26 protein-coding genes, 1 pseudogene and 1 other annotated feature are annotated in these 25,709 nt (G+C 43.9%); of the genes and pseudogenes, 23 read left to right on the forward strand and 4 right to left on the reverse strand.

Translation table 11 applies throughout. The annotated features are described in order from the left end of the window. The first annotated feature begins 174 nt into the window (after positions 1-174). The 5 genes from A0765_RS01195 to budA all read left to right on the forward strand — a co-directional run bounded on the left by A0765_RS01195 (position 175) and on the right by budA (position 4,707). Positions 175-1,344: an AI-2E family transporter gene (locus tag A0765_RS01195; RefSeq protein ID WP_062004205.1), complete on the forward strand. Its 1,170-nt coding sequence runs from the start codon at positions 175-177 to the stop codon at positions 1,342-1,344. Next, the gene (locus A0765_RS01200) at positions 1,337-2,566 is read left to right on the forward strand and encodes a tetratricopeptide repeat protein (RefSeq protein ID WP_142325616.1); all 1,230 of its coding nucleotides are present in this window, start codon (positions 1,337-1,339) and stop codon (positions 2,564-2,566) included. The genes A0765_RS01195 and A0765_RS01200 overlap by 8 nt, the downstream gene beginning before the upstream one ends. A 101-nt stretch (positions 2,567-2,667) precedes the next feature. Continuing rightward, positions 2,668-2,973: a DUF4298 domain-containing protein gene (locus A0765_RS01205; protein ID WP_062004209.1), complete on the forward strand. Its 306-nt coding sequence runs from the start codon at positions 2,668-2,670 to the stop codon at positions 2,971-2,973. A gap of 150 nt (positions 2,974-3,123) precedes the next feature. Beyond that, positions 3,124-3,873 carry a PHP domain-containing protein gene (locus A0765_RS01210; protein ID WP_062004211.1) on the forward strand — a complete coding sequence of 250 codons (750 nt, stop codon included), beginning with the start codon at positions 3,124-3,126 and terminating at the stop codon, positions 3,871-3,873. Between the two features lie 114 nt (positions 3,874-3,987). Then, positions 3,988-4,707, forward strand: coding sequence for an acetolactate decarboxylase (budA, locus tag A0765_RS01215; RefSeq protein WP_061910878.1), 720 nt, complete (start codon positions 3,988-3,990; stop codon positions 4,705-4,707). 167 nt (positions 4,708-4,874) lie between these two features. Here budA and fbpA read toward each other — a convergent pair whose 3' ends face one another. Further along, the gene (gene fbpA / locus A0765_RS01220; RefSeq protein WP_062004213.1) at positions 4,875-6,524 is read right to left on the reverse strand and encodes an Rqc2 family fibronectin-binding protein FbpA; all 1,650 of its coding nucleotides are present in this window, start codon (positions 6,522-6,524) and stop codon (positions 4,875-4,877) included. 170 nt (positions 6,525-6,694) lie between these two features. Continuing rightward, positions 6,695-6,931: a binding site (T-box leader), on the forward strand. A 123-nt stretch (positions 6,932-7,054) separates the two neighbouring features. Here fbpA and trpX point away from each other — a divergent pair. The 9 genes from trpX (at position 7,055) to A0765_RS01265 (ending at position 16,507) form a co-directional block, all read left to right on the forward strand. Then, positions 7,055-8,062, forward strand: coding sequence for a tryptophan ABC transporter substrate-binding protein (trpX, locus tag A0765_RS01225; protein WP_062004215.1), 1,008 nt, complete (start codon positions 7,055-7,057; stop codon positions 8,060-8,062). 312 nt (positions 8,063-8,374) lie between these two features. Beyond that, positions 8,375-9,421 (forward strand): phenylalanine--tRNA ligase subunit alpha, encoded by a 1,047-nt coding sequence (pheS, locus tag A0765_RS01230; protein ID WP_061910872.1) that lies wholly within the window; start codon positions 8,375-8,377, stop codon positions 9,419-9,421. 168 nt (positions 9,422-9,589) lie between these two features. After that, a complete protein-coding gene (locus A0765_RS01235) occupies positions 9,590-10,102 on the forward strand; it encodes a GNAT family N-acetyltransferase (protein ID WP_062004217.1) in 513 nt (170 codons plus the stop codon). 100 nt (positions 10,103-10,202) lie between these two features. Beyond that, on the forward strand, positions 10,203-12,650 hold the full coding sequence (gene pheT, locus A0765_RS01240; protein WP_371259492.1) for a phenylalanine--tRNA ligase subunit beta: 2,448 nt from the start codon (positions 10,203-10,205) through the stop codon (positions 12,648-12,650). Between the two features lie 117 nt (positions 12,651-12,767). After that, positions 12,768-13,490: a hypothetical protein gene (locus tag A0765_RS01245; RefSeq protein WP_062004219.1), complete on the forward strand. Its 723-nt coding sequence runs from the start codon at positions 12,768-12,770 to the stop codon at positions 13,488-13,490. Positions 13,491-13,516: 26 nt separating this feature from the next. Then, the gene (locus tag A0765_RS01250; protein ID WP_062004221.1) at positions 13,517-13,909 is read left to right on the forward strand and encodes a YbgA family protein; all 393 of its coding nucleotides are present in this window, start codon (positions 13,517-13,519) and stop codon (positions 13,907-13,909) included. Between the two features lie 184 nt (positions 13,910-14,093). Then, positions 14,094-14,525, forward strand: coding sequence for an SP_0198 family lipoprotein (locus A0765_RS01255; protein WP_062004223.1), 432 nt, complete (start codon positions 14,094-14,096; stop codon positions 14,523-14,525). A 254-nt stretch (positions 14,526-14,779) separates the two neighbouring features. Continuing rightward, entirely contained in the window at positions 14,780-15,841 is a 1,062-nt protein-coding gene (locus tag A0765_RS01260; protein WP_062004225.1) for an ABC transporter permease, read from the forward strand. After that, entirely contained in the window at positions 15,842-16,507 is a 666-nt protein-coding gene (locus A0765_RS01265; RefSeq protein WP_045496552.1) for an ABC transporter ATP-binding protein, read from the forward strand. 107 nt (positions 16,508-16,614) lie between these two features. On the opposite strand, the gene A0765_RS01270 is transcribed toward A0765_RS01265, so the two are convergent. From A0765_RS01270 to A0765_RS01280, 3 genes are all read right to left on the reverse strand, one after another. Then, on the reverse strand, positions 16,615-16,800 hold the full coding sequence (locus tag A0765_RS01270; protein WP_062004226.1) for a hypothetical protein: 186 nt from the start codon (positions 16,798-16,800) through the stop codon (positions 16,615-16,617). A 1-nt stretch (position 16,801) separates the two neighbouring features. After that, on the reverse strand, positions 16,802-18,175 hold the full coding sequence (mnmE, locus tag A0765_RS01275) for a tRNA uridine-5-carboxymethylaminomethyl(34) synthesis GTPase MnmE (RefSeq protein WP_062004228.1): 1,374 nt from the start codon (positions 18,173-18,175) through the stop codon (positions 16,802-16,804). Between the two features lie 230 nt (positions 18,176-18,405). Beyond that, a complete protein-coding gene (locus tag A0765_RS01280; protein ID WP_062004246.1) occupies positions 18,406-19,014 on the reverse strand; it encodes a CD20-like domain-containing protein in 609 nt (202 codons plus the stop codon). Between the two features lie 229 nt (positions 19,015-19,243). Here A0765_RS01280 and rpiA point away from each other — a divergent pair, with 229 nt between their 5' ends. The 9 genes and pseudogenes from rpiA to cas2 form a co-directional block, all read left to right on the forward strand. Beyond that, the gene (gene rpiA, locus A0765_RS01285) at positions 19,244-19,921 is read left to right on the forward strand and encodes a ribose-5-phosphate isomerase RpiA (protein WP_048764632.1); all 678 of its coding nucleotides are present in this window, start codon (positions 19,244-19,246) and stop codon (positions 19,919-19,921) included. A gap of 13 nt (positions 19,922-19,934) precedes the next feature. Continuing rightward, a complete protein-coding gene (locus A0765_RS01290; protein WP_062004230.1) occupies positions 19,935-21,146 on the forward strand; it encodes a phosphopentomutase in 1,212 nt (403 codons plus the stop codon). Positions 21,147-21,172: 26 nt separating this feature from the next. Continuing rightward, on the forward strand, positions 21,173-21,985 hold the full coding sequence (locus A0765_RS01295) for a purine-nucleoside phosphorylase (protein ID WP_062004232.1): 813 nt from the start codon (positions 21,173-21,175) through the stop codon (positions 21,983-21,985). A gap of 158 nt (positions 21,986-22,143) precedes the next feature. Then, positions 22,144-22,851, forward strand: a complete 708-nt coding sequence (gene deoD, locus A0765_RS01300; protein ID WP_062004234.1) for a purine-nucleoside phosphorylase — start codon at positions 22,144-22,146, stop codon at positions 22,849-22,851. A 2-nt stretch (positions 22,852-22,853) separates the two neighbouring features. Further along, positions 22,854-23,630, forward strand: coding sequence for a Gbs1250 family HEPN protein (locus tag A0765_RS01305; RefSeq protein WP_062004236.1), 777 nt, complete (start codon positions 22,854-22,856; stop codon positions 23,628-23,630). Further along, on the forward strand, positions 23,623-24,354 hold the full coding sequence (locus tag A0765_RS01310) for an NAD-dependent protein deacylase (protein WP_062004238.1): 732 nt from the start codon (positions 23,623-23,625) through the stop codon (positions 24,352-24,354). Before A0765_RS01305 ends, A0765_RS01310 begins: the two co-directional genes overlap by 8 nt. Before the next feature lie 56 nt (positions 24,355-24,410). Then, positions 24,411-25,201 (forward strand): annotated as a pseudogene (cas1, locus tag A0765_RS01315) (CRISPR-associated endonuclease Cas1); the annotation flags it as partial. Positions 25,202-25,219: 18 nt separating this feature from the next. Beyond that, complete coding sequence (locus A0765_RS10545; RefSeq protein ID WP_257000781.1) at positions 25,220-25,429, forward strand: hypothetical protein; 210 nt, start codon at positions 25,220-25,222, stop codon at positions 25,427-25,429. Beyond that, positions 25,416-25,709, forward strand: a 294-nt coding sequence (gene cas2, locus A0765_RS01325; RefSeq protein ID WP_062004240.1) for a CRISPR-associated endonuclease Cas2, incomplete at its 3' end; no start/stop codon positions are given. The genes A0765_RS10545 and cas2, both read left to right, overlap by 14 nt.

The following is a 25,709-nucleotide window of genomic DNA, read 5'->3' on the forward strand; positions in this document are numbered from 1 at the left end:
CCGAGTGACCATCTCGGTCTATTTTTCTTTATTTTTGTAGAATGGATAGAGAAAACAGGACTTTAACTTCAATCAGTGAAAAAGTCCGATAAATGAGGCATTTCATCATGGTTGCTTGAAGAATTTTTTTTTGAAAAATGGTACAATGAAATGGAATATCCAAAGGAGTTGAATATGGAACACAAAGAAAAAGATTTTAGTTTGTCCTGGTTTTTTAGATGGTTCTTGGATAATAAGGCCATTACCGTATTTTTGGTGACCTTACTCATCGGTTTGAACATTTTTATTCTTAGCAAAATTAGCTTTATTTTTACACCGGTGATTGAGTTTATTGGTGTCATTATGTTGCCAGTGATTTTGGCTGGGCTGCTTTACTATCTGCTCAATCCCATTGTCGACTGGATGGAAAAGCGCAAGATTAACCGTGTGGCTGGGATTACAATTGTCTTTGTCTTGATTGGTGTTTTGATTGTGTGGGGCTTGGCAGTTGCTATTCCTAACTTGCAGCATCAGATAGTGAGTTTTTCAAAAAATGTTCCCGCCTATCTCAAGCAAGCCAATAAAATGATTGATGATGTTTTGACCAATCATATTTCAGATGATTTGAAGCCACAAATCGAGCAAGTTACGAATAAGTTATCGACTCAGATCACTTCATGGGCCAGCAATTTTTCATCTAAGGCAGTTAATTGGGCTAGCAATTTGATTAGTACGGCTTCACAAATCATTGTGGCTATCATCATCATGCCTTTTATTCTTTTCTATTTACTGCGTGATGGGAAAAATCTCAAAGGCTATGTGGTTCAGTTCTTGCCAACGAAATTCCGCGAGTCATTTGGTCAGGTCATGACAGATGTCAATACCCAGTTGGCCAATTATGTTCGTGGTCAAGTGACCGTAGCGATTATTGTGGCCTTTATGTTTATGATTCTTTTCAAGATCATTGGCTTGCGTTACGGTGTAACTCTAGCCGTTGTCGCAGGAGTTTTGAACTTAGTGCCTTATCTGGGAAGCTTCCTTGCCATGTTGCCGGCTTTGGTTCTTGGTTTAATAGCTGGTCCGATCATGCTGTTGAAAGTCATTATCGTCTTTATCGTGGAGCAGACCATTGAGGGGCGCTTCGTGTCTCCATTGATCTTGGGAAGCCAATTAAGCATCCATCCGATTACGATTTTATTTGTTTTGCTGACTTCAGGAACCATGTTTGGTATTTGGGGCGTCTTGCTGGGAATTCCAGCTTATGCGTCAGCCAAGGTTGCCATCACAGCGCTCTTTAAGTGGTACAAGAAGGTTAGCGGTTTGTATGAAGAAAGTGTTCAAGAATTAGGAGAAGGCAGTGAGTAAGAGTGAACAAATGTTAACAGCCCTGCAAAATCAAGATTTAGCGCAGGCTGAAAAGTATTTTGAAGAGGCTTTGAGCCAAGATACCGATCAAGAGTTATTAGAATTAGCCGATTACTTAGAAAGTATCGGCTTTTTCCCTCAAGCCAAGCGAATTTATGAAAAATTGGCTCCGCTTTTCCCCGAGTCCTATATTAGTCTGGCAACGATTGCCGCTGACGATGGTGATTTGGAGGAAGCTTTTGCCTATTTAGAGGAAATTAACTCGGAAAGTGAATGGTATGTGGCAGCTCTCTTGGCCAAGGCTGACCTCTATCAGCTAGAGGGATTGCCAGATGTGGCGCGGGAGAAATTGCTGGAAGCTGCCAAACTGTCGGACGAACCTTTGGTGACATTTGGTTTAGCAGAAATTGAGTTTGAATTGGAAAATTTTGCCCAGGCCATCAAGGAATATGCCCAGCTAGATCATCGCTCCATCTACGAGCAGACAGGCGTGTCCACCTACCAGCGCATTGGCCTTTGTTATGCTAGTCTGGGGAAAATCGAAGCAGCTATTGAATTTTTGGAAAAGGCTGTAGAGCTGGAGTACGACGAAGAGACGGTCTATGAATTAGCAGCTATCTTGTATGAGCAAGAGGAGTACCAAAAAGCTAATTTGTACTTCAAGCAGCTGGATACGATTTCGCCAGATTTTGAAGGCTATGAGTATGCCTATGCGCAGTCTCTCCATGCAGAGCATAAGACGGAGGAAGCCTTGGAAATGGCTGAGCAAGGTTTGACCAAGAATCCTTTCGAAACCCGTCTTTTGCTCCTCGCTTCTCAACTATCTTACGAACTGCATGATGTGGAAAAATCTGAAAACTACTTGCTAGCAGCTCAGGAAAATGCAGATGATTTAGAGGAAATTGCTCTACGCCTGACCAATCTCTATCTGGAGCAGGAACGCTACGATGAGATCTTAGCTTTTGAGGATCAGGAAGTAGATAATGTCTTAACTCGCTGGAATCTGGCGCGTGCTTATCAGGCCTTGGAAAATCTGGAAAAAGCTGGGGAGCTGTATCAGGAACTGGCAGTTGACTTGCAGGAAAATCCTGAATTTTTGGAAGAATATGTTTATCTCTTGCGCGAATTAGGGCGTGTGGAAGAAGCAAAAATACAGGCTGGCAAATATCTGCGTTTGGTTCCAGATGATACTACTATGGCAGATCTGTACGAAAGTTTGTAAAGTTTTCTTGAAAAATCTCTTGCCTTGCTAGTTTTCGATTATATTAGGAAGAGGCATGTTCTTGCTGACACGATAGTTTGATTAAAGAAGGAGTAGAGATATTGTCCCAACTGAAACGAATCCAAGAAATGGAAGAGCATTTGAATAAATACGCTCAGGCTCTGGCTGCGGCTCAATCTGCTTTGGCTGAGCTGGAGGCTAGCCAGAAGAATTATATCCAGCTCCGAGATTATTACACCAGCCAAGTTTTCTTTGACGATTTGGAATTTTCTAATCAACCAGACTTTCCTGAGGATGTGGCCTGCGGCGTTTTGAGCGAAGATGCTGTCTATGACCTGATGGGAGAGCACTTTGAGACGGCTTTGCAGCTGCTAGACCTATCCAGTGCCATGCTGAAAGAAAGGTAAAGGCCTAGGAAGAAATAAAATGGCTTCTGTCGAAAGGCTAGAGCATGGACAACGTCAACGAAAGGATCGGAATGTGGGAAATATAAAACAAGGGCCGACCAAACGTTGACATTATTAAAGGAACACAAGATTTGCAGAAAGGTGGCAAGCATGCGCGACAATCATCTTCATACCTATTTTTCCTATGATTCTGAGGCGGATTTTTCTGACTATCTGGACCATTACGAGGGCGAGATTGTCACCACCGAGCACTATGATTTGTCCAATCCCTACCCTTACCAAGCTGCCTCGCCCCATGATGATGTACCTGACTATGCGGCTTATTCAGCAAAAATAGCAGAGCTAAACCAGCAATATGGCAACCGCATCAAAAAGGGCATTGAAATTGGCTATTACGCCCCGCGTAAGGCCGATATTCTGGCTTTCCTAGCGGACAAGGATTATGATCTCAAGCTCCTGTCTGTCCACCACAATGGCAGTTTTGACTATCTGGAAGAGCCTGTCTTGCAGCTGGACAAGATGGAGTTAATTCCTCGCTACCTGAGAGAGCTGGAAGAGGCTATTGAGGCTGTACCAGCAGATGTCCTAGCCCACTTTGACTATGGTTTCCGAAAATTTGCGCTTACCGTAGAGGAGTTAAAAACTTTTAAACCAGAGCTGCGACAGCTTTTTCAAAAGATGATTGATCATGATCTGGCCTTTGAACTCAACTGCAAGTCTATGTATCTCTACGGTCATGAAGATCTCTATATCTACGCTCTTGGTCTGGTCAAGGAGCTGGGTGGTCAGCGCTTTTCAGTTGGCTCCGATGGTCACAAACTAGAACATTTTCGACTTAAGTTTGACCGTGTAGCTCAAATCCTCGCTGATGCCTGTATTGAGGAAAGTCAGTTGATTTAAGGCATCACGTGCGGATTCTAATTGTCCATTAAACGCTTTTTTTGAATTTCAATCAGAATGTGATATACTTAAGTGAATTAGAAAATACAAAAATTTGTTGATGTAGGAGAAAAAATGGCAGAGCCAGTGAAATTATTTCAGTATAATACCCTAGGAGCTTTGATGGCTGGACTTTATGGTGGGAGCATGACGATTGGGGAGCTCCTGAAATACGGCGATTTAGGGATTGGTACACTGGATTCCATTGATGGGGAGTTGATTGTTCTTGATGGGAAGGCCTATCAGGCTAAGGGATCTGGCAATGTGCCTGAAGTTGTAGAAGTTTCAGATGATGTAACGGTGCCCTACGCTGCGGTTGTTCCCCATCAAGCGGAGGTCATTTTCCGCCAGCGCTTCGAAATGACAGATGAAGAGCTGGAAAAGCGGATTGAATCTTATTACGATGGGGAAAATCTATTCCGCTCCATCAAGATTCATGGAGAATTTTCCCACATGCATGTGCGAATGATTCCAAAATCGACTTCAGAGAAGAAGTTTGCTGAGGTGGCCGTGAGTCAGCCAGAGTACCATGCTGATAATGTCTCCGGCACCATTGTTGGCTTTTGGACACCCGAAATTTTCCACGGTGTCAGTGTAGCCGGCTATCATCTTCACTTTATTTCAGACGACCATACCTTTGGTGGTCACGTTATGGACTTTGTTATCAAGGAAGGGATTGTGGAGCTAGGTGCTGTGGATCAGTTGGATCAACGTTTCCCAGTTCAAGACCGTAAGTTCCTCTTTGCAAAATTCAATGTCGATGAAGTAAGATCGGACATGGACAAGGTTGAGTAGCCAATTGCTGTGATAATTGTCTACTTCTGATAAAAAAAGAGGCTAGGACTCTGCTGTCCCAACCTCTGAAAGATAACTAGATTTTTAAATTCAGTAAGTTTGAGGAGCCGAGGCTCCTCTTTTGTTTTTCAATATCCGCCAAATCCATATTTTAGAAACTGATTAGTTTACATTTTCATGCTTTTAATCTTTTCTTCATCTGGTGTGACGCGCAGGGTTTTCTGGCCCGTATAGGTGACAAATCCGGGCTTGCCGCCAGTTGGTTTGTTGAGTTTTCTAACTTCAATCATGTCCACTTGGACCAGATTGGAGAGTCTGGCCTTGGAGAAGTAGGCCGCTAGCTCGGCAGCGTCTGTCTTTACCTCATCGCTGGGCTGAAGATTGCCTGTGATGACCACATGACTGCCTGGAATATCCTTAGCGTGGAACCAAAGCTCGTCCTTCTTAGCCATCTTAAACGTCAGTTCGTCATTTTGTAGGTTGTTACGCCCAACGAGGATAATGGTTTGACCGTCAGTTGCCAAATATTTCTCCGGTTTCTGCCTTTTCTGGATTTTCTCTCTTTGGCGTCGGCGGATAAAGCCAGTCTGGATTAGTTCCTCCCGAATTTCTGCAATCTCAGTCAGGCTGGCCTGAGCAAGGGCAGTTTCCACGCTCTCTAGGTAGAGAATCGTATTCCTTGTCTCCTCAATCAAACTGGTCAGATGTTTGACGGCTTCCTTGAGCTTCTGGTAGCGTTTGAAATAGCGTTGGGCATTTTGATTGGGGGTCAGGGCCTTGTCAAGTGAGATGATAATCTTCTCACCTGTGTAGTAGTTATCCAGTTCCACTTGGTCCTGATCATTGGGCACCTGATGGAGAAAGGTGGTCAAGAGTTCCCCTTTTTGGCGAAATTCTTCTGCATTCTCCGTTGCTAGGAGCTCTTCCTCTTGCTTGCCCAGTTTTTTCCGGTTCTTTTCCAACTCATTTTCTACTCGGCGAATCAATTCGCTGGCCTGCTGGTTGACCCGATCTCGCTCGGCCTTGTCCTTATAGAAAGTGTCCAAAAGCTCGGATAGCGTGGACATTTGGGTCTTGCTGTCAGAAAATAGCAGAGCAGAGAAGGATTTTTCGGTCAGGCTAGGTTGAGTCGGACTGGCAAAAAATGCTCGAAAGTTTTTGAGCTTGTCAGCTGTCAGACGGCCACTGAGTTCAGTAGCTGTATCCCGACCCAATCCCTGAAACATTTGTTGCAAGCGTTTGGGCTCTAAGTCTTCAGTATGCAGGATTTGGAAGAGCTTTTCATCACCCACAGTGAAAGGATTGAGACTGCCTGTCTGAGGCGGAGCAACATAAGTTGAGCCCGGCAGGATGGTCCGATAGCTATTCTGAGAAAATCCGACATGTTTGATGGCTTCAATAATCTTGCCGCTAGCCTTATCCAAGAGAATGATGTTGCTGTGCTTGCCCATGATTTCGATGACCAGAGTCACAGCCACGCTGTCACCGATTTCGTTCTTATTGGAGACGCTGATTTCCAAAATCCGATCATTTTCAACTTGCTGGATCGCTTCAAGAACAGCACCCTGCAGGTATTTGCGCATGACCATGATAAAGGTATTAGGAACGGCAGGATTTTCAAACGTAGTCTCTGTCAGCTGGACGCGCCCAAAGACCGAGTGGGCTGACAGGAGCAGCTTGTGGCTTTGGCGATTGCTGCGAATCTGTAAAACCAGCTCCTGTTCAAAAGGTTGATTAATCTTTTGGATGCGGCCGCCCAGCAATTCGCGGCGGAGCTCCTCTGTCATGTGGTGTAAAAAAAATCCGTCGAAAGACATGCTTTTCTCCTTGAAAGTTGCTAAAGAAGATTATAACAAAAAACCAAGCTAAAAGCTTCTAAAGTCTCATCAAAAAGAAATTTATTTTTGTCAATGATTATCGCTATAAACAAAAACCGAACATTTTATAAAAAATTTCAAAAAGGTCTTGACATCCCTTCAGGAAAAATTTACAATATAGGAAATTAGAAAAGTAGTAAATGCATTTGTTTTTAGCGAGCTTGTGGTTGGTGGAAATGAGCAGCAAATCTTTACGAAATTGGGCTAATTGATAAATATGAATTTGAAACAATAAGAATTCGGTGCGCACACCTTACAGTGCAGCTTGTTTGATGACAAGATAGAGATATGGAGAAAGACTAGCTATTTTCCATAATTGAGGTGGCACCGCGATTTACGCCCTCACACAGAATACCTGTGTGAGGTTTTTTGTTGCTTATTATAAAAAACAAGGAGAATTGCCTATGTTTAAACGATGGCGTCCCTAGGGATTGAATAGAAAAAATGAAATAAAGAAATGGAGAAAGAATATGAAAAATAAACGTTTAATGACTATTTTGGGCCTATTGGCTATTTTGGTAATCGGTGGGATGGCTTATTCCAGCTTGAGTGGAAAGAGCAACGGATCTAAGACTGGCGACGATAGTAAGACAGTAAAGGTTGGTGTCTTGCAGTATGTCAGCCACCCTTCGCTTGATTTGATTTACAAGGGAATTCAGGACGGTCTAGCTGAGGAAGGCTATAAGGGCGACAAGATTAAGATTGACTTTATGAATGCTGAGGGAGATCAGAGCAAAGTCTCTACCATGAGTAAGCAGCTGGTGTCCAATGACAATGATGTGCTGATTGGGATTGCCACTCCATCTGCGCAAGGACTAGCTGCGGCTACTAAGGACAAGCCTATCGTCATGGGAGCTATCACAGATCCAGTTGGAGCAAACCTAGTGAAAAATCTGGAAAAGCCAGGTGCTAATATCACAGGTGTTTCTGACCACAATCCAGCCAAGCAACAGCTAGAGCTGATTAAAAAATTGACGCCAAATGTGAAAACAATCGGTGCCCTTTATTCTAGCAGTGAAGACAACTCTAAAGCCCAGGTAGAAGAGTTCAAAAAATTGGCTGAAGAGGCAGGCTACAAGGTAGAGGAATATTCTGTTCCTTCAACCAATGAAATTGCTTCAACCATGAATGTCATGACTGGCAAGGTTGATGCTATCTGGATTCCAATTGACAATACTATTGCGTCAGCATTTGCGACAGTTGTGTCCAGTAATAAAGAAGCTAAGAAACCGATTTATCCAAGTGCGACAGCCATGGTAGAAGAAGGTGGTCTTGCCTCTGTCGTTGTAGACCAGTATGACCTAGGTGTGGCGACTGGTAAAATGGCAGCTAAAGTCCTTAAAGGTGCCAAGCCTGCTGATACTGCAGTAGATATTTTTGATAAAGGTAAATCTGTTATCAATACTAAAAATGCCAAAGAACTGGGTATCACTGTACCAGAAGATGCTCTCAAAGAAGCAGGACAAGTGATTAAATAGAAAGAAAGGAAGTCCGTTGCTCAACGGACTTCTTTTTCTTCTTGTAAATTCCTCAACTGAGCTTGCGAAATGTTTAGAAATCTGTTAGAATAAATTATAATTGAATAGCAATCCGCAAGACCAGTAACCTAGGGGAAGTTTGACAGGGAGGGGAGCCAGCGACTGAGAGCTCTCTAGATGAAAGCTAGGCGAATTCACTTGCTTTGGGATTGGTAATTAAGGTCTGGCTTGCCAGATAAAAAACGGATGGTACCGCGTGTCAACGCTCCGCTTCGGTGTGAGTGAGGCCGCGGTTTTTATTTTGGAGGAACTATGTCAACAATTGAAGAACGATTGCAGAGTCTGCGTGAGGAAACTTTAGCCCAATTGCAGACCATTACTCTGGAAAATGCTAAGGATATGCAGGAGCTGAAAGTATCTGTCCTAGGGAAAAAAGGAAGTCTGACTGAGATTCTCAAAGGGATGAAGGATGTTTCTGCTGAGATGCGTCCTATTATCGGGAAGCACGTCAATGAAGCACGAGATGTGCTGAATGCGGCCTTTGAAGAAGCAGCTCAAATCTTGGAAGAGCAGAAAGTCGCAGCCCAGTTGGCCAATGATGCCTTGGATGTGACCCTGCCAGGCCGTAAGATTCCAGCTGGAAATCGCCATATTTTGACCCAAACGAGTGAAGAAATCGAAGATATCTTTATCGGTATGGGCTATCAGGTCGTGGATGGTTTCGAGGTTGAGTCAGACTACTACAACTTTGAACGGATGAACCTGCCTAAAGACCATCCTGCGCGAGATATGCAGGATACCTTCTACATCACAGAAGAGATCCTCTTGCGTACTCACACTTCTCCTGTTCAGGCTCGTGCCATGGATGCCCATGACTTTAGCCAAGGGCCACTTAAGATGATCTCTCCGGGACGTGTTTTCCGTCGTGATACAGACGATGCGACTCACTCTCACCAGTTTCATCAGATTGAAGGTCTGGTCGTAGGGGAAAATATCTCTATGGCTGACTTGCAAGGAACCTTGCAGCTGATTATTCAAAAAATGTTTGGTGCGGATCGGAAGATTCGTCTACGTCCATCTTACTTCCCATTTACAGAGCCATCTGTCGAAGTGGATGTATCTTGCTTTAAGTGTGGTGGTGCTGGCTGTAATGTCTGCAAGAAGACTGGCTGGATCGAAATCATGGGAGCTGGAATGGTGCACCCAAGTGTCTTGGAAATGAGTGGCATCGATTCGGAGAAATATTCTGGCTTTGCCTTTGGTCTCGGTCAGGAGCGGGTAGCTATGCTTCGCTACGGTATCAACGATATTCGTGGCTTCTACCAAGGCGATGTGCGTTTTTCACAGCAGTTCAAGTAAGAAGTCAGTAGAATAGAACTTGATTTGAACAATCCCATCACGAAAAGCCTGATTAGCAATGTTTGCGGACTTGAAATGCGTGAGAAAGAGGCTCATCAGTATACTAGCTTATAAGACAATTTTAGCTAGGAATATCGCTCACAGCCACTTCTGAGAAAGGAGTGCCCTATGTTAGTTAGAGTTCAGCCAGAAGATCTGGATATTTTGCGGGAGTTACAAGTGCAGACCTACCAAGAAACTTTTGGTCCTTTCATCAAACAGGCAGATTTAGAGCATTATTTTGCCCATGAGCTGGCGCATGAAAGGCTGGAGCAGGAGCTGGCCAATCCTGAGTCTGAGCATTATTTTGTGCTGGACAAGGAGCAAAAGATCGCTGGTTTTCTCAAGTGTAACTGGGGTCAGGCTCAGACAGAGCAGGAGTTGGAAGCTTCCTTTGAAATTCAACGGATTTATGTACTTGCCTCCCATCAGGGCTTCGGCTTGGGCAAGGAAATGTTTGAATTTGCCTTAGAAGAAGCCCAAAAACGTGGCTTTAGCTGGGCTTGGCTAGGTGTTTGGGAAAGAAATTTTAAGGCGCAGAATTTTTACTTTAAATATGGCTTTGAAAGATTTAGCCAGCATGAATATATTACTGGTGACACAGTCGATATTGACTGGCTTTTAAGGAAGAAATTAAACTAAAAAGACGATAACAGCGCTGTTTATTGGGCTTTTAGTGAAAACAGAAATTTATAGAGAGGAATCAAATACGACCGAAAAGACGAATGGACTGGCTTTGTCTATGAAGTCAGAGTTAGGTCTGGTCGGTCGTAAAATCATACATATGTTAGTTAGTTATAAATGGTTAAAAGAACTGGTTGATTTGGATGTGACGAGTGCCGAGCTGGCTGAGAAAATGTCCACAACTGGTATTGAAGTAGAAGGAGTCAGCTCGCCAGCCGAAGGTCTTTCGAAAATTGTTGTCGGAGAAGTTTTAAGCTACGAGGATGTACCTGAAACTCACCTGCACCTCTGTCAGGTCAATGTCGGAGAAGAGGAGCCTCGCCAGATTGTCTGTGGTGCACCGAATGTTCGTGCGGGTATCAAGGTTATGGTGGCTTTGCCAGGTGCTCGTATTGCGGATAATTATAAGATTAAAAAAGGGAAAATCCGTGGCTTGGAGTCACTAGGTATGATTTGTTCTCTTGGCGAGCTGGGCATTTCGGATTCTGTCGTGCCAAAGGAATTTGCGGATGGCATTCAAATTTTGCCAGATAGTGCTGTACCAGGAGATGAGGTCTTCCCTTATCTAGACTTGGATGATGAAATTATCGAGCTTTCCATCACACCCAACCGAGCAGATGCGCTGTCTATGCGTGGGGTAGCGCATGAAGTAGCAGCTATTTACGATAAGCCCGTTCATTTCAAAGAATTTCCTTTGACTGAAGGGGATAAAGAGGCTGCGGCTAGCTTATCTGTAGCCCTTGAGACTGAAAAAGCACCGTTTTATGCCGCTCGTATTTTGGACAATGTGACCATTGCTCCGAGTCCTCAGTGGCTGCAAAATCTCCTCATGAACGAAGGAATCCGTCCGATTAACAATGTAGTGGACGTGACTAACTACATCTTGCTCTATTTTGGTCAGCCCATGCATGCCTTTGATCTGGATACATTTGAGGGCGACCAGATTGTCGTCCGAGAAGCGCGTGCTGGTGAAAAACTAGTGACGCTGGACGGCGAAGAGCGGGAGCTGGAAGTCGGCGATTTAGTTATCACTGTGGCAGATAAGCCAGTAGCCCTTGCAGGTGTTATGGGCGGAGCAGCCACCGAAATCTCTGGCAAGTCGACTCGTGTCGTTCTGGAAGCGGCTGTCTTTGATGGCAAGTCAATCCGTAAGACAAGCAGTCGTCTGGGATTGCGTTCTGAGTCTTCTTCACGCTTTGAAAAAGGGATTAACCTTGCAACAGTAACCGAAGCTCTAGATGCTGCTGCAAGCATGATTGCTGACTTGGCAGGTGCAACTGTTCATGCTGGTATTGTCCAAGCAGGACAGTTAGATACGACTGACAAGCAGGTTTCGACTAGCCTTTCTGATGTCAACCGAGTCCTGGGAACAGATTTGACTTATGCGGATATTGAAGATATTTTCCGTCGTCTAGGCTTTGGTCTTAGCGGATCTGCGGACTTGTTCACAGTCAGCGTGCCTGCTCGTCGTTGGGATATTCGTATTCCAGCAGATCTTTACGAGGAAATTGCTCGTATTTATGGCTATGACCGCTTGCCAGTTTCCCTACCTCAAGATGCTGGAACAGCTGGTGAATTGACGGCTACTCAGAAGCTACGTCGCAAGGTTCGGACGGTGGCTGAAGGAGCAGGGCTGACCGAGATTATTTCTTATGCTTTGACTACGCCAGAAAAAGCTGTTGAATTTACGCTTAATCCTACAAATCTAACGGAGCTTATGTGGCCTATGACAAGGGAGCGCAGTGTTCTCCGACAAAATATGCTCTCAGGCATGTTGGATACTGTCAGCTACAATGTTGCTCGTAAAAATAAGGATTTGGCTCTTTATGAAATTGGGAAAATCTTTGAACAAACAGGTAATCCAAAGGAAGAATTGCCTAACGAAATCAATAGCTTTGCCTTTGCCCTAACTGGCTTGGTAAGTGAAAAAGATTTCCAAACGCCAGCGACTCCTGTGGACTTCTTCTACGCTAAGGGAGTGGTTGAAGCGCTCTTTGACCGCTTGGGATTAGAAGCTGATTATCAAGCAACTGACCAGCTTAAGAGTCTGCATCCAGGTCGGACAGCGCTGATTTCGATCAAGGGTCAGCCAGTGGGCTATGTTGGGCAGGTTCATCCAGTGACGGCCAAGGCTTATGACATCCCAGAAACCTATGTGGCAGAGCTCAATCTGACAGCTATTGAGGCAAATCTTGAGCCAGAACAGCCTTTTGTAGAAATCACCAAATTCCCAGCTGTTACTCGCGATGTGGCCTTGTTGCTCAAAGCAGTGATCAGCCACAGACAGGTGGTGGAAGCGATTCAAGCTGCCGGAGTGAAACGTTTGACGGATATCAAGCTCTTCGATATCTTCTCTGGTGACAAATTAGGTGTTGGCCTTAAGTCTATGGCCTACACACTGACCTTCCAAAATCCAGAAGACAGCCTGACTGACGATGAAGTGGCTAAATACATGGAAAAAATCCAAAAATCCTTGGAAGAAAATGTCGGCGCAGAAGTGCGCTAGTATATACAAAGAGAAGCAGTCCTTAAGGGCTGCTTCTTTAATAAAATGATACTTTATAAAATGCCTAAATTATGGTATTCTTGTTCTATTAAATAATGTGGTGTAAAGGAGATTTGTGTGGAATATAAGAGGAGTTATGCTGGTGAGGTTATTGGCATTATTGTCATTATCATCGGAGCAATTATTGCAATCGCTACAATTCAATCTCCCCCCAGAACTGGTGATAGCTATAATGATCGCTTAGAACAGCTAGAGTCTGAACGAAAAGATGCAAAGTTGAATGAAAGCCCGATGACTATTGAAAAAGCCAAAACCTTGGTTAATTCGGATTTTGCACCTGAGAATGAAACACCAGAAGAAGAGCAAAAAAGACTGCAAGCTTTTGTAGAGACCTATAATAAACAATTAGAGTCCGAACAAGCTTCTATCCGAAGAGAAAAGGAATCTGAGCAAGAAATTCTCAATCAAAATAATGAATATGTGGGTCCAATTCTAATTGGTGCAGGTGTTATAGTTACTATTTTAGGTGTTTCGGCTTATAAGAAAGCTCATGAGCCTGCAGCTTTTACTATTTCTGATGATAAGATTGATGTTAAACCCTCTGTTTTCCAAGATATAAATCACATTAATTTAACAAATATTAAGCAAATCGAGTATGAAATTAGACGTGCTTATTCTAAAAATTCGAGATCAACTTATCGCATACTTTATTTTAAAGACGAAGAAGGAAAAATACTGGAAGAGATTGACTTGAATGATCTTGTTGATGCTGATTTCAATACTATTTATAAAGAAATCAGTAAGCGAGCTCCACATATTGAATGGATTTTTCCGGAATAAAAGGAAAGATTGTAAGAAAAGTAATTATGGAAAATGTAAGCCAAATATCCCAATGTCAGACTCTTTGGGCTAGAAATAAATATCTGGTTCTCAGTCATTCCAGTAAGATTTATCTGGAAATCCGCCAATATCTAAAAAGCGACTCAGTGGAAGCAGCACATGTCCAAGATTTAATTGATCAGGCGATAGCCCTACCAGAAAACCGAGGTCAGGTCTGTAATGCTTTTCAGCATGTTTGGGGCTATTTTAAGAAAAAAGCCCTCCCAGCTGAAAAAGAAAACTTTATGCTGCTTTTAGAACGATACCAAGTAGGTCAGATGGAGCAGAAGGTTTTGGTAGAAGCTGTAAAAGATTTGCTTCGAAAGTACCCCAATCCCTATCTGCAGAATTCTACTCTGTTATTTGGTGATAAGGCATAAGGCTCGGCCATCAAGGATGACTAGCTTTGATCCTCTAGAAGAAGCAATAGATTTTACATCTCCAGTCAAGTTAGGCTGGAGAATTTTCTATTTTTAGATAAAAAATGCTATATGATTGACAAACAAAACAGACAATTGTAGAATACAATTATAAACTACAAGTGTAGAAAAAGGAGAAAGCAATATGACTATTTCGAAAAAAGCCTTTACTGGAATCTTATCATTGACAGTCGCAGTTCTATTGACTGCTTGCTCAGGCAATGCTAATCAGGGAGGAAATGCTAACTCATCACAAAATACCCAAAGCCAAACATCACAGCCTGCGCAAGAACAGGCTTCTTCATCCAATGCAGGTCAGACCAGCAATATAAACGGACGCTACCAAGCAACCGACCATGATGGTGACCAGCATGTCCTAGAAATCAACGGTAAGACTGGCACTTGGACTGAGACCGAGGTCGATGGCAGTAAGGAAATCAAACAGGTACAAGTAGATGCAGCGAAGCAGAGACTAATTGTCGGTGACGATGTCAAAAGTTACCGACAAAATGGCAATCAGCTGATTGTGAACGAATTGGATGATGATCCAGACACTCTGACCTTTACCAAGCAGTAAAGTGTTTCTTAATCTGCTCAGAAAAAGTGTGTGCGAAGCGTAAAGAAAAAGAAACAAGAACGGTTTCAGTATATGAACTGAAGCCCTTGTTTCTTTTTATTTTATGAATTTCTTTTAAGGAAAGTTTCTTACTTAGGGAACCGCTATACGACTTAGTGATTTTCGTGTGAATCTGGTTGCCATTAGTCTCATATGTTTTTCTAGCTTGCTTCTTTATGATATAATGATCTTTAACATCTCAAAGGAGGATAGCTTTGTTTTTAGCTTTTAAAGAGATTATCTACAGCCGTGGACGCTATCGTTTAGTGGTTGCTGTGGTCTTTCTCATTACCTATATGGTTTTCTTTTTGTCTAGTCTTTCTGTCGGTTTGGCTAGGCTCAATCGCTTGGCTCTGGACCAATGGCAGGCTGAGTCAATTGTCTTGTCGGAGTACGCAAATAAGAATCTGGTTGCTTCGACTATCAAGGAAGAGGAGTATAGTAGCTTGCTTCAAGGGGACTCAGTCGCTGCTTTGGGACAAACGTCAGCAGTGGCCAATTATGAAGATGGGACTGATAAACTCAATGCTCAGGTTTTTGGTCTCTCTTGGGATAGTTTTCTAGCGCCTGACATTATTGAGGGACGTCCTGCTGAAACTGCTTATGAAGTCATTGCGGATAAGCGTCTGCAGCAAAAAGGTGTCAAACTAGGCGACCAGCTTCAGCTCAATGGCAGTGAGCGCCTCTATCAGGTTGTTGGTTTCACAGAGGATAATAGCTTCTTTACGCAACCTGTAATTTTTATGGATCTAGATGATTTCAGGGAATTAAAGTACGGCTCTAGTCAGGTTAAGAATATCAGCGCACTTGTGGTCAAAGATAGTCAAAAGATTGAAGAAACTGGGCTTAGTCAGCTTTCTATGAGTGATTTTATAGAAAATATCCCTGGTTATCAGCCTCAGGTTCTGACTTTTTCCTTTATGATTGGGGCCATGGTTCTGATTACCTTTTTAGTATTGGGGATTTTCATGTACATTATCACCATTCAGAAGACCCAACTTTACGGTATTATGCGCGCCCAAGGGATTGCCAGTGGGAAGATTATTGCTTCTATTTTCTGGCAGATTTTCATCCTATCCACTCTGGGAATCAGCTTAGCTGTCTTGGCTCTTTTGGGAACCCAGCTAGTCTTGCCGGCTTCTATGCCTTTTTACAGTGACTGGAGAGCTTATGCTGGATTGATTGTCCTGATTGTTTTCATGTCACTGGCTGGCGGACTTTTGTCCATTCACCGAGTTCTGAAAATTGACCCTATCACAGCGATTGGAGGTGAGTAAATGCCAATCATAGAACTAAAAGGTGTTACAAAAGAATATGGTCAGGGGCATACACTGGTCCAAGCCTTGAAACCAACTGATTTCCAACTGGAAGCGGGGCAGTTTGTAGCTATTATTGGGCCGTCAGGGTCGGGTAAAACAACCTTTCTGACCTTGCTGGGGCATTTGCAAACTCCTTCAAAAGGGCAGATTCTCCTACATGGGAAAGATACCTCCCAGCTCAAGGAAAAGGAACGGGCCGCTCTACGCTTCAATGATTTCGGCTTTATTTTGCAGGCTTCCAATCTCATACCTTTTTTGAAAATCGAAGACCAGTTTCAGCTAATTGATCGTTTGTCTAAAAAAGAAAGGACAGATCTGGACAGTTTGATTGAGCTGCTAGATCTAAAAGACACGCTCAAACAGTATCCGAAAGAATTGTCCGGTGGGGAACGGCAGCGAGCTGCTATCGCCAGAGCGCTTTACAATAGCCCAGATATTATCTTGGCTGATGAGCCAACAGCTAGTCTGGATACAGAACGGGCTAAGCGCGTGGTCCATCTGCTCAAAGAAGTGACTCAAAAATTCAACAAGAGCGTAGTCATGATTACCCATGATACCCGCCTACTGGACGAGGTTGACAAGGTTTATGAAATGCAAGACGGAGTGCTGACTCAAGTCCGATGAAGATGTAGCCAAACAAAAAAATAGTTTGGGACAAGGAGAGTGCCTCGCTTCATGATTAGGCAAATATTCAGTTAGATTTAATAGACAAACAAACACGGTTCTGTTTTTCAAGAACCGTGTTTCGTATTCTTCATTTTTTGATGATTTTCAGGATTTATTTTGGTAGTACGGGCTTTGTGGAGGAGAACCTCCAGCCAGCTACGTTTTTGGATGCGCTCTCTGACTTGTCCATTCTTTCGACTTTCTAGGTATTCGCCCAAATTTTTTGCTTTGATAAACTCTGTGATTCCCATATTATTTTCCTAGGCAGAATTGGCTGAAGAGCTGGGTGATAAGCTCGTCTGGTGCAGCGTCACCAGTGATTTCACCAAGAATTTCCCAAGTGCGGGTCAGATCGACTTGGAGGAGATCCACAGGCATGCCTAGTTCCAGTCCCTGATTGACGGCTTGCAGGCTTTCGACAGCCTTTTCGATGAGAGAGATGTGGCGGGCATTGGACAGATAGGTGGCGTCTTGCTCGACAATTCCAGCATTCTCAAAGAAGAGCTGATTGATGCGATCCTCGATTTTATCAATATTTTGGTTGTGGAGGACGGAAATCTTGATTGCATCAGTCGGCAGCTGGTCTAGTTCAATCTTCTCTTCAAGGTCAGTTTTGTTAAGTAGGACGATGCGATTGCTGTCTTGGCTAATTTCAAGCAATTGTTTGTCTTGGTCAGTTAGTTGCTCGCTGGCATTGAGAACCAAGAGAACCAAATCAGCTTCCTGTAAGGCTTTTTTAGAGCGCTCAACGCCAATCTGCTCCACAAGGTCATCCGTTTCCCGAATCCCTGCGGTATCGATGAGCTTGAGCGGTACGCCGTTAATATTGACATACTCCTCGATAACATCACGAGTCGTCCCCTCGATATCGGTCACAATGGCCTTGTCCTCACGCAAAAGATTGTTGAGGAGGCTGGATTTGCCAACATTAGGTCGACCGATGATAGCGGTAGAAATCCCTTCGCGCAGAATCTTGCCTCGTCGCGCAGTTTTGAGAAGCTGTGTCAGAAGTTGCTCGAATTCAAGTGTTTTTTCACGAATGATTTCTGTCGTTGCTTCCTCAACATCGTCGTACTCAGGATAGTCGATATTGACCTCGACCTGAGCCAGTGTGTTGAGGATTTCCTGACGGGTGCTAGTGATAAGGTCGGAAAGAGAGCCGTCCAGCTGCTTGACAGCATTGTTCATGGCTTTATCGGTCTTGGCCCGGATGATATCCATGACGGCCTCAGCTTGAGTCAAATCCACGCGCCCGTTGAGAAAGGCTCGCTTGGTAAATTCTCCAGGCTCCGCCATTCTAGCCCCTTCTCGGATAGCCAGCTGTAGGATTTCATTGGTCACCGCAATCCCGCCGTGGGTGTTGATCTCGATGATATCCTCACGGGTGAAAGTCTTGGGAGAACGCATAGCGCCGACCATGACCTCATCCAGAATCTCCTGATTTTGAGGGTCGATGATATGGCCGTAGTTGAGTGTGTGGCTGGCCACTTTGCTTAGATCCTTGCCTTTAAAGATTTTTTGGGCAATAGCAAAGCTGTCAGTCCCGCTTAGTCTGACGATACCGATGGCTCCTTCCCCAAGAGGGGTCGAAATCGCAGCGATGGTATCAAATTCTCGTGTTATCATGTATATCCTTTCTGAAAGCTTATTTAATAAGCTTTTCCTACCAGTTCGTCCAAAATTCACCCAAAAAGTTTTTGAGATTTGTGCATCATTTTGTCCTTACTTTGCATCAATTAATGGGTATAATAGGAAAGTGATAGTTAAATCCTTGTGTCTTAGTAAAATGCGATTGATGGCTAGAGTTCTTTCCAATATTGGTAGAAGATAAACAGCTGTCAGGTAGGAAATTTATTTTATTCTAAACCTGTTCCTATCTTGCTAGTCAGTAGGAAAGAACCGTCTTCGTTTTTTGAAAAAGTTAGGATGACGGCTTGATACTTGCTTCCTCCTGGTAAGTAGGTGATGGTTTTTATTTCAGAGCCGCTGACAGTGGAAGTGGTTTCGTCAGTTGGTTTGCCGTGGTCGCGAATGACGTCGTCGTATTTTGTTCCGCCTGCACCTTTTTTCAAAATATCGCCCTCTTTGAGTGCATCAAATTCTGCTTTTGTCCATGTAAACTTCGTACTTTCTTCTTTTTCTTCTTCTCTTTCTGATGAATCAACATAGGAACGATAAGAGCTCGAAAGAGTATCAAACCTTTTTCCCATTTCATTGAACATACGGGAATAGAATGATAGAGTGACCAGTGCGATAATTAAGGAGAAAAAGGAAATGACAGAGCCAATTATAGCCAAAGTTTTCGGTTTCTTTTGGTTAACAATGAGACCGATAATAGCAAGGATAAGAGCAATAGTACCGATAAAAAAAGATAGATAATTGATGATTGGTATCCAGGAGCCAAGTAAAGCGATTGCCCCAAAGACAATGGCTAAAATACCTAAAACTTTATTTTCTTGCTGCATCATAACAACCTCCTCAGATTTTCTATGGTTTACTACTTGAAATATGTATTTCTTTCAATAATTTGCCTATCTTCATTGTAGCGTAAAATAGAACTAGGAGCAAGATTTTAAGGAGATTTTCGTGAAATGGAGCACTGTTAAAACGTGAAGAACCGTTTAAAGAGCTGAAAACACTTTCAAATTTCAAAGAATTGTGATATACTAAACATAGTTGATTTGAGGAGGTGCTATGGAAACTCTAAAGAAACTAGCAGGCATCAAGGCTGCTGAATTTGTCGAAGACGGGATGGTGGTCGGTCTGGGAACAGGTTCGACTGCTTACTATTTTGTCGAGGAAATTGGTCGACGTATCAAAGAGGAAGGCTTGCAGATTACTGCAGTCACCACCTCTAGCGTTACCAGCAAGCAAGCAGAAGGCCTGGGCATTCCGCTGAAGTCCATCGATGAAGTGGATCAGGTCGATGTGACCGTTGATGGAGCTGATGAAGTGGATCCTCAGTTCAACGGTATCAAAGGCGGAGGCGGAGCCCTGCTGATGGAGAAAGTTGTCGCGACACCTACCAAGGACTACATCTGGGTGGTTGATGAAAGCAAATTGGTTCAAAAGCTAGGTGCTTTCAAGCTGCCAGTCGAAGTAGTGCAATATGGTGCAGAGCAAGTTTTCCGTCGCTTTGTAGAGGCAGGCTACAAGCCAAGTTTCCGTGAAAAAAATGGCCAACGTTTTATCACGGATATGCAGAACTTCATTATTGATCTAGATTTAGGTGTAATCGAAAATCCAGTCGAATTTGGCCGAGAATTAGATCATATCGTGGGCGTTGTTGAGCACGGCCTTTTCACACAAATGGTCAACAAGGTGATCGTCGCTGGTCAAGGTGGCGTAAACATTTTAGAAGCAAATAACTAGAAAAGAGGTTTTCATGTCAAAATTTAATCGTATTCACTTAGTCGTTATGGACTCAGTCGGCATTGGGGCAGCACCAGATGCTAACAATTTTGTTAATGCAGGGGTGCCAGATGGAGCTTCCGATACTCTGGGACATATTTCCAAAGCAGTCGGTCTAGATTTGCCAAACATGGCTAAGCTAGGCTTGGGCAATATCGAGCGTGAGCAAGCCTTGAAAACTGTACCAGCTGAGGAAAATCCAAGTGGTTACTATACTAAATTAGAAGAAGTTTCTTTAGGTAAAGACACGATGACAGGCCACTGGGAAATCATGGGGCTGAACATTACTGAGCCTTTTGATACATTCTGGAATGGCTTCCCAGAGGAAATCTTGACTAAAATTGAAGAATTTTCTGGCCGCAAAGTTATTCGTGAGGCTAACAAACCTTATTCTGGAACTGCTGTTATTGACGACTTCGGGCCTCGTCAGATGGAAACTGGCGAATTGATTATCTATACTTCTGCTGATCCGGTGCTTCAGATTGCAGCTCATGAGGAGATTATTCCTTTGGAAGAGCTCTATCGTATCTGTGAATTCGCTCGCTCAATTACCTTGGAACGCCCTGCACTTCTGGGACGGATCATCGCTCGCCCTTATGTAGGGGAGCCAGGCAACTTCACTCGTACAGCCAATCGCCATGACTATGCAGTCTCACCATTTGAACCAACTGTTTTGGACAAGCTCAATGAAGCTGGTATTGATACATATTCTGTTGGTAAGATTAACGACATCTTCAACGGTGCAGGTATCAACCACGACATGGGGCATAACCAGTCCAATAATCATGGTGTAGACAATCTGGTTAAGGCTATCCAGTCTGAGGACTTCAAGTATGGCTTCTCATTTACCAACTTGGTAGACTTCGATGCTCTTTATGGTCACCGTCGTGATCCGCATGGCTATCGTGATTGTCTGCAGGAATTCGACGCTCGCTTGCCAGAAATCATTGAAAACATGCGTGAAGACGACTTGCTCATGATTACCGCTGACCACGGTAACGATCCGACCTATGCCGGAACGGACCATACTCGTGAGTACATTCCGCTCTTGGTCTTTGGTAAATCACTCAAGGGGAATGGACACTTGCCTGTCGGACACTTTGCGGACATTTCAGCAACCATCGCTGACAACTTCGGTGTCGACAAGGCTATGATTGGTGAAAGCTTCTTGGACAAATTGGTATAAGCATAAGAGAGTGAGGAATATATTTTATGACAACGTTATCTGAGAAAATCAAAGCAACGGCAGCCTTTCTGAAAGAAAAAGGTATGACAGAACCTGAATTTGGTCTGATTTTGGGGTCTGGTTTGGGAGAATTGGCTTCTGAAATCGAAAATGCCGTTAGTCTTGACTATGCGGATATTCCAAACTGGGGTCGCTCAACTGTCGTTGGCCACGCTGGAAAATTAGTCTATGGAGACTTGGCAGGCCGTAAAGTCTTGGCACTGCAAGGCCGTTTCCATTTCTATGAAGGAAATCCTCTCGAAGTCGTTACTTTCCCAGTGCGCGTGATGAAGGCTCTCGGTGCGACAGGTGTCATTGTTACCAATGCTGCCGGAGGTATCGGTTATGGTCCTGGTACGCTTATGGCGATTACTGACCACATCAATATGACGGGTCAAAATCCTTTGATTGGTGAAAACTTGGATGAATTTGGTCCACGTTTCCCTGACATGTCTAAATCTTATACACCAGAATATCGTGCAACTGCTCATCAAGTCGCTGATAAGCTTGGCATTAAGCTGGATGAGGGTGTCTATATCGGTGTGACTGGTCCAACTTACGAAACGCCAGCAGAAATCCGCGCTTATAAGACGCTCGGAGCGGATGCAGTCGGCATGTCTACTGTTCCCGAAGTGATCGTGGCTGCCCACTCAGGATTGAAAGTTCTCGGAATTTCATGCATTACCAATCATGCTGCCGGCTTCCAAGAAGAACTCAACCATGAGGAAGTGGTTGAAGTAACAGAGCGTGTCAAAGGTGATTTCAAACGACTACTTAAAGCCATTCTTGCTGAATTGTAAGAAAATAAAATATTAAACGAAGGAAAGGTAGAGTGAAGTGTTCAGATTTGAACACGAGCGGAAAACTTGGAAAATAGATAATCTGACTGAGAAATCCTGATTTCTCGTCAGATTCCTAATTTTCAGTCGTTTTCTTGTCGCTCTTTGTATCATAAATTATGTCTATCCATATTGCTGCTAAACAAGGTGAGATTGCTGATAAAATTCTCTTGCCAGGCGATCCGCTTCGTGCCAAGTTTATTGCGGAGAATTTCCTAGAAGATGCTGTTTGTTTTAACGAAGTGCGGAACATGTTTGGTTACACTGGTACTTACAAGGGTCAGCGGGTTTCTGTTATGGGAACGGGCATGGGAATGCCGTCAATCTCTATCTATGCGCGTGAGTTGATTGTGGACTACGGTGTGAAAAAGCTGATTCGTGTGGGAACGGCTGGTTCGCTCAATGCAGATGTTCACGTTCGTGAATTGGTTCTGGCTCAAGCGGCTGCGACCAACTCAAACATTATCCGCAATGACTGGCCTCAGTATGATTTCCCGCAGATTGCCAGCTTTGACCTGCTGGACAGGGCTTATCATATCGCCAAAGACTTGGGCATGACGACCCATGTCGGAAATGTCTTGTCATCAGACGTTTTCTATTCGAACTATTTTGAAAAAAATATCGAGCTGGGCAAATGGGGTGTGAAAGCTGTTGAGATGGAAGCTGCGGCACTTTACTATCTGGCTGCCCAGCACCAAGTGGAGGCTCTAGCTATCATGACCATTTCTGATAGTTTGGTCAATCCTGACGAAGATACGACAGCAGAGGAACGCCAAAATACCTTCACCGATATGATGAAGGTTGGTTTGGAAACCTTGATTGATTAAGCATGAATCTAGATTTAAAAGAGGAAATTCTCTTTGCGATTTCCCGTTATGACTATGCTTATGCCTATAAACTGGCGCAGAAGTTGATGGGAAGTTCCTCGATTGTAACCAGCCTATTGGCTATTCTGGCAGAGCGTAGAGAGCTCAATATTCTGCCAGCCATGAATGAAGAGTTGAAGACTGCCTTGCAGACGCAAAGCGGTTTTCAGCTTTTTTGTCATACCGATTTGGCTGACGAGCAGCTGGCCAACTATCTCTACGATTTGGAAGCCAAGCTGCGCAATGAGCAGATTATTGATTTCGTTCGAGCGGTCAGCCCAGCGATTTATCGGATTTTCATGCGCCTGATCAAGCTGGAAATTCCTGATATTGAGCACTTTATCCATAATTCTCGTGAAGCCAGCTATGACCGCTGGAAGTTTGAACGGATGCGGGAGTCAGATTATGCTGTCTTACAAGCCTTTCATGCAGAAAGCACGGTAAATTCATCCAGTTTGACAGAGTTGATTTTGCATTTGGATCTGCCGGAGTCTGTCAAGGAAGAGGTCAGACAGTTGCGGGAATTGGAAAAGTCAGTGCGAAATCCGCTGGCTCATCTGATTAAGCCCTTTGATGAAGCGGAATTATATCGGACAACGGGCTTTTCATCCCAGCATTTTATGGAGATTTTGGTAGACTTGGCTCGCTTTACAGGGATTGTCTACGATCGGGAATATTTTTATTTTGATGAGGCAAACCGCTTGGTTAAAGCTTTATTGACAGGAGAGGAAAATGGATAAAATACAGCAGTTGCAAGACATGATTGACCAAAGTCAGAATATCGTCTTTTTCGGTGGGGCGGGCGTCTCGACCGAGTCTAATATCCCTGACTTTCGCAGTTCGGATGGGATTTATAGTGTCAAGCTAGGTCGGCATTTTACAGCAGAGCAGCTGGTTTCACATACTATGTTTGAGCGCTATCCGCAGGAGTTTTTCGATTTTTATAAGAAATACCTGCTCTATCCAGATGCAAAACCCAATGCGGCTCACGTCTATCTGGCTCATCTGGAGAAGATCGGCAAGCTCAAGGCTGTAGTGACGCAAAATATTGACAGCCTGCACGAAATAGCTGGTTCAAAAAATGTCCTCAAATTACACGGTAGTGCGAATAGAAATTTCTGTCTAGACTGTCAGCGATTTTATGATTTGGAGGCATTTCTAGCTCTGCCTGGAACGGTGCCCTACTGCCCTGACTGCGGCGGCATGATCAAGCCTGATGTGACCCTCTATGAAGAGTCTTTGGATATGGAGACTTTCCAGCAAGCTGCGCAGGCCATTCATCAAGCCGACCTGCTAATCATCGGGGGCACCTCCTTGGTGGTCTATCCCGCAGCCAGTCTCATCCAGTACTTTGCTGGCAAGTATCTGGTCGTTATCAACAAGACCAGCATTCCACAGGACAAGCAAGCTGACCTCGTCATCGAAGGCAAGATTGGGGAAGTGTTTGCGCAGTTGAGGCAGTAAAACTAAAAATGTTTTTTGCTAGAAATGTTTGGTTAGAAAATAAAAATAGGATTTTTATGGCTGATTTATATATTCAAAATTCGTCTTGTAGCTTGTCGGTGAGGGAGCAGCGTGTGCTTGTGAGAAACGAGGAGCAGATCCTTTTGAAGGAAATTTCTTTTAATCTGATTGATAATATCTTGGTCTTTGGTAATGCTCAGCTGTCTACTCAGCTACTGAAAGCCTTGGCTAATAGGGATATTTTTGTGTTCTATTTCTCGAGCAAGGGCGAATTTCTATTTTTCCTTGATTACTTTAGGAAGGAAGATTTTGAAAAGCAGCGCAGTCAGGCTCGGGCTTCTTTTGACTCGGACTTTTGCTTGGGGATTGCTCGGAAAATCGCTGAGGCCAAGATCGGAAATCAGCTTAATCTGCTCCAGGCTTTTGACGAAAATGACTTGCTGGACCAGGAGGACTTCAAACGCTTTGGAGATGCGCTGGTAAATCTGGAGCAAGCGAGAAGCATAGCGGAAATTATGGGAATAGAAGGGAGACTGGCTAAATCTTACTTTTACCTCTTGAACTTACTGGTCATTGATGGTTTTCATTTTTCTGGTCGGAGTCGGAGGCCAGCTCTGGACAAGTTTAATACCCTGCTAAACTTTGGCTACTCCATTCTTTATTCTTGCTTCATGGGCTTGATTCGCAAACATGGCCTGAGCTTAGGCTTTGGAGTGATGCATCAGCCACATGACCATCATGCTGTCTTGGCGAGTGATTTGATGGAGGAATGGCGCCGGTGATCGTGGATGATACGGTACTGGGGCTGGTCAATCGTCAGGAAATTTTTGAAGAGCATTTCATTGAGAAGGAAGATGGTATCTTTTTGACACCTGAGGGGATCGAAATCTTTTCTCGAGCTATGAGGGAGAGGATCTTGGAGATTCATCACTATGTCGAGCTGGATAAAAACCGCTACACTTTTCTATACGCGGCTGATCAGCAAATCAAATCCTTGATCCGGAGCTTTGAAGCCTTGGATCCAGCTGAGTATGTGTCGAGCTATACGGGAGGAGGGAAAGATGGTCTTCTTTAATCTTGATGATGATGAAAAAGAGTTTGCCAGAAAGAAAACGAAATTTTGTCTGGTCATTTATGATATCGTGAGCCATAAGCGACGCCTGAAGCTATCAAAGCTTTTAGAAGGCTATGGTGTGAGGGTTCAGCGTTCCTGCTTTGAGCTGGCTCTTGATAAGCTGGACTTTGACTGCCTTGTGAGGGAGCTGAGGGCCTTTTATCAGGCAGAAGAAGGGGACAATATCATTATCTATCTGGGGCACAAGGAAGAGGAGGCTGGGACAAAAGTCCTAGCCTCT

It is taken from the genome of Streptococcus cristatus (assembly GCF_001588905.1).
GTDB lineage: Bacteria > Bacillota > Bacilli > Lactobacillales > Streptococcaceae > Streptococcus > Streptococcus cristatus_N.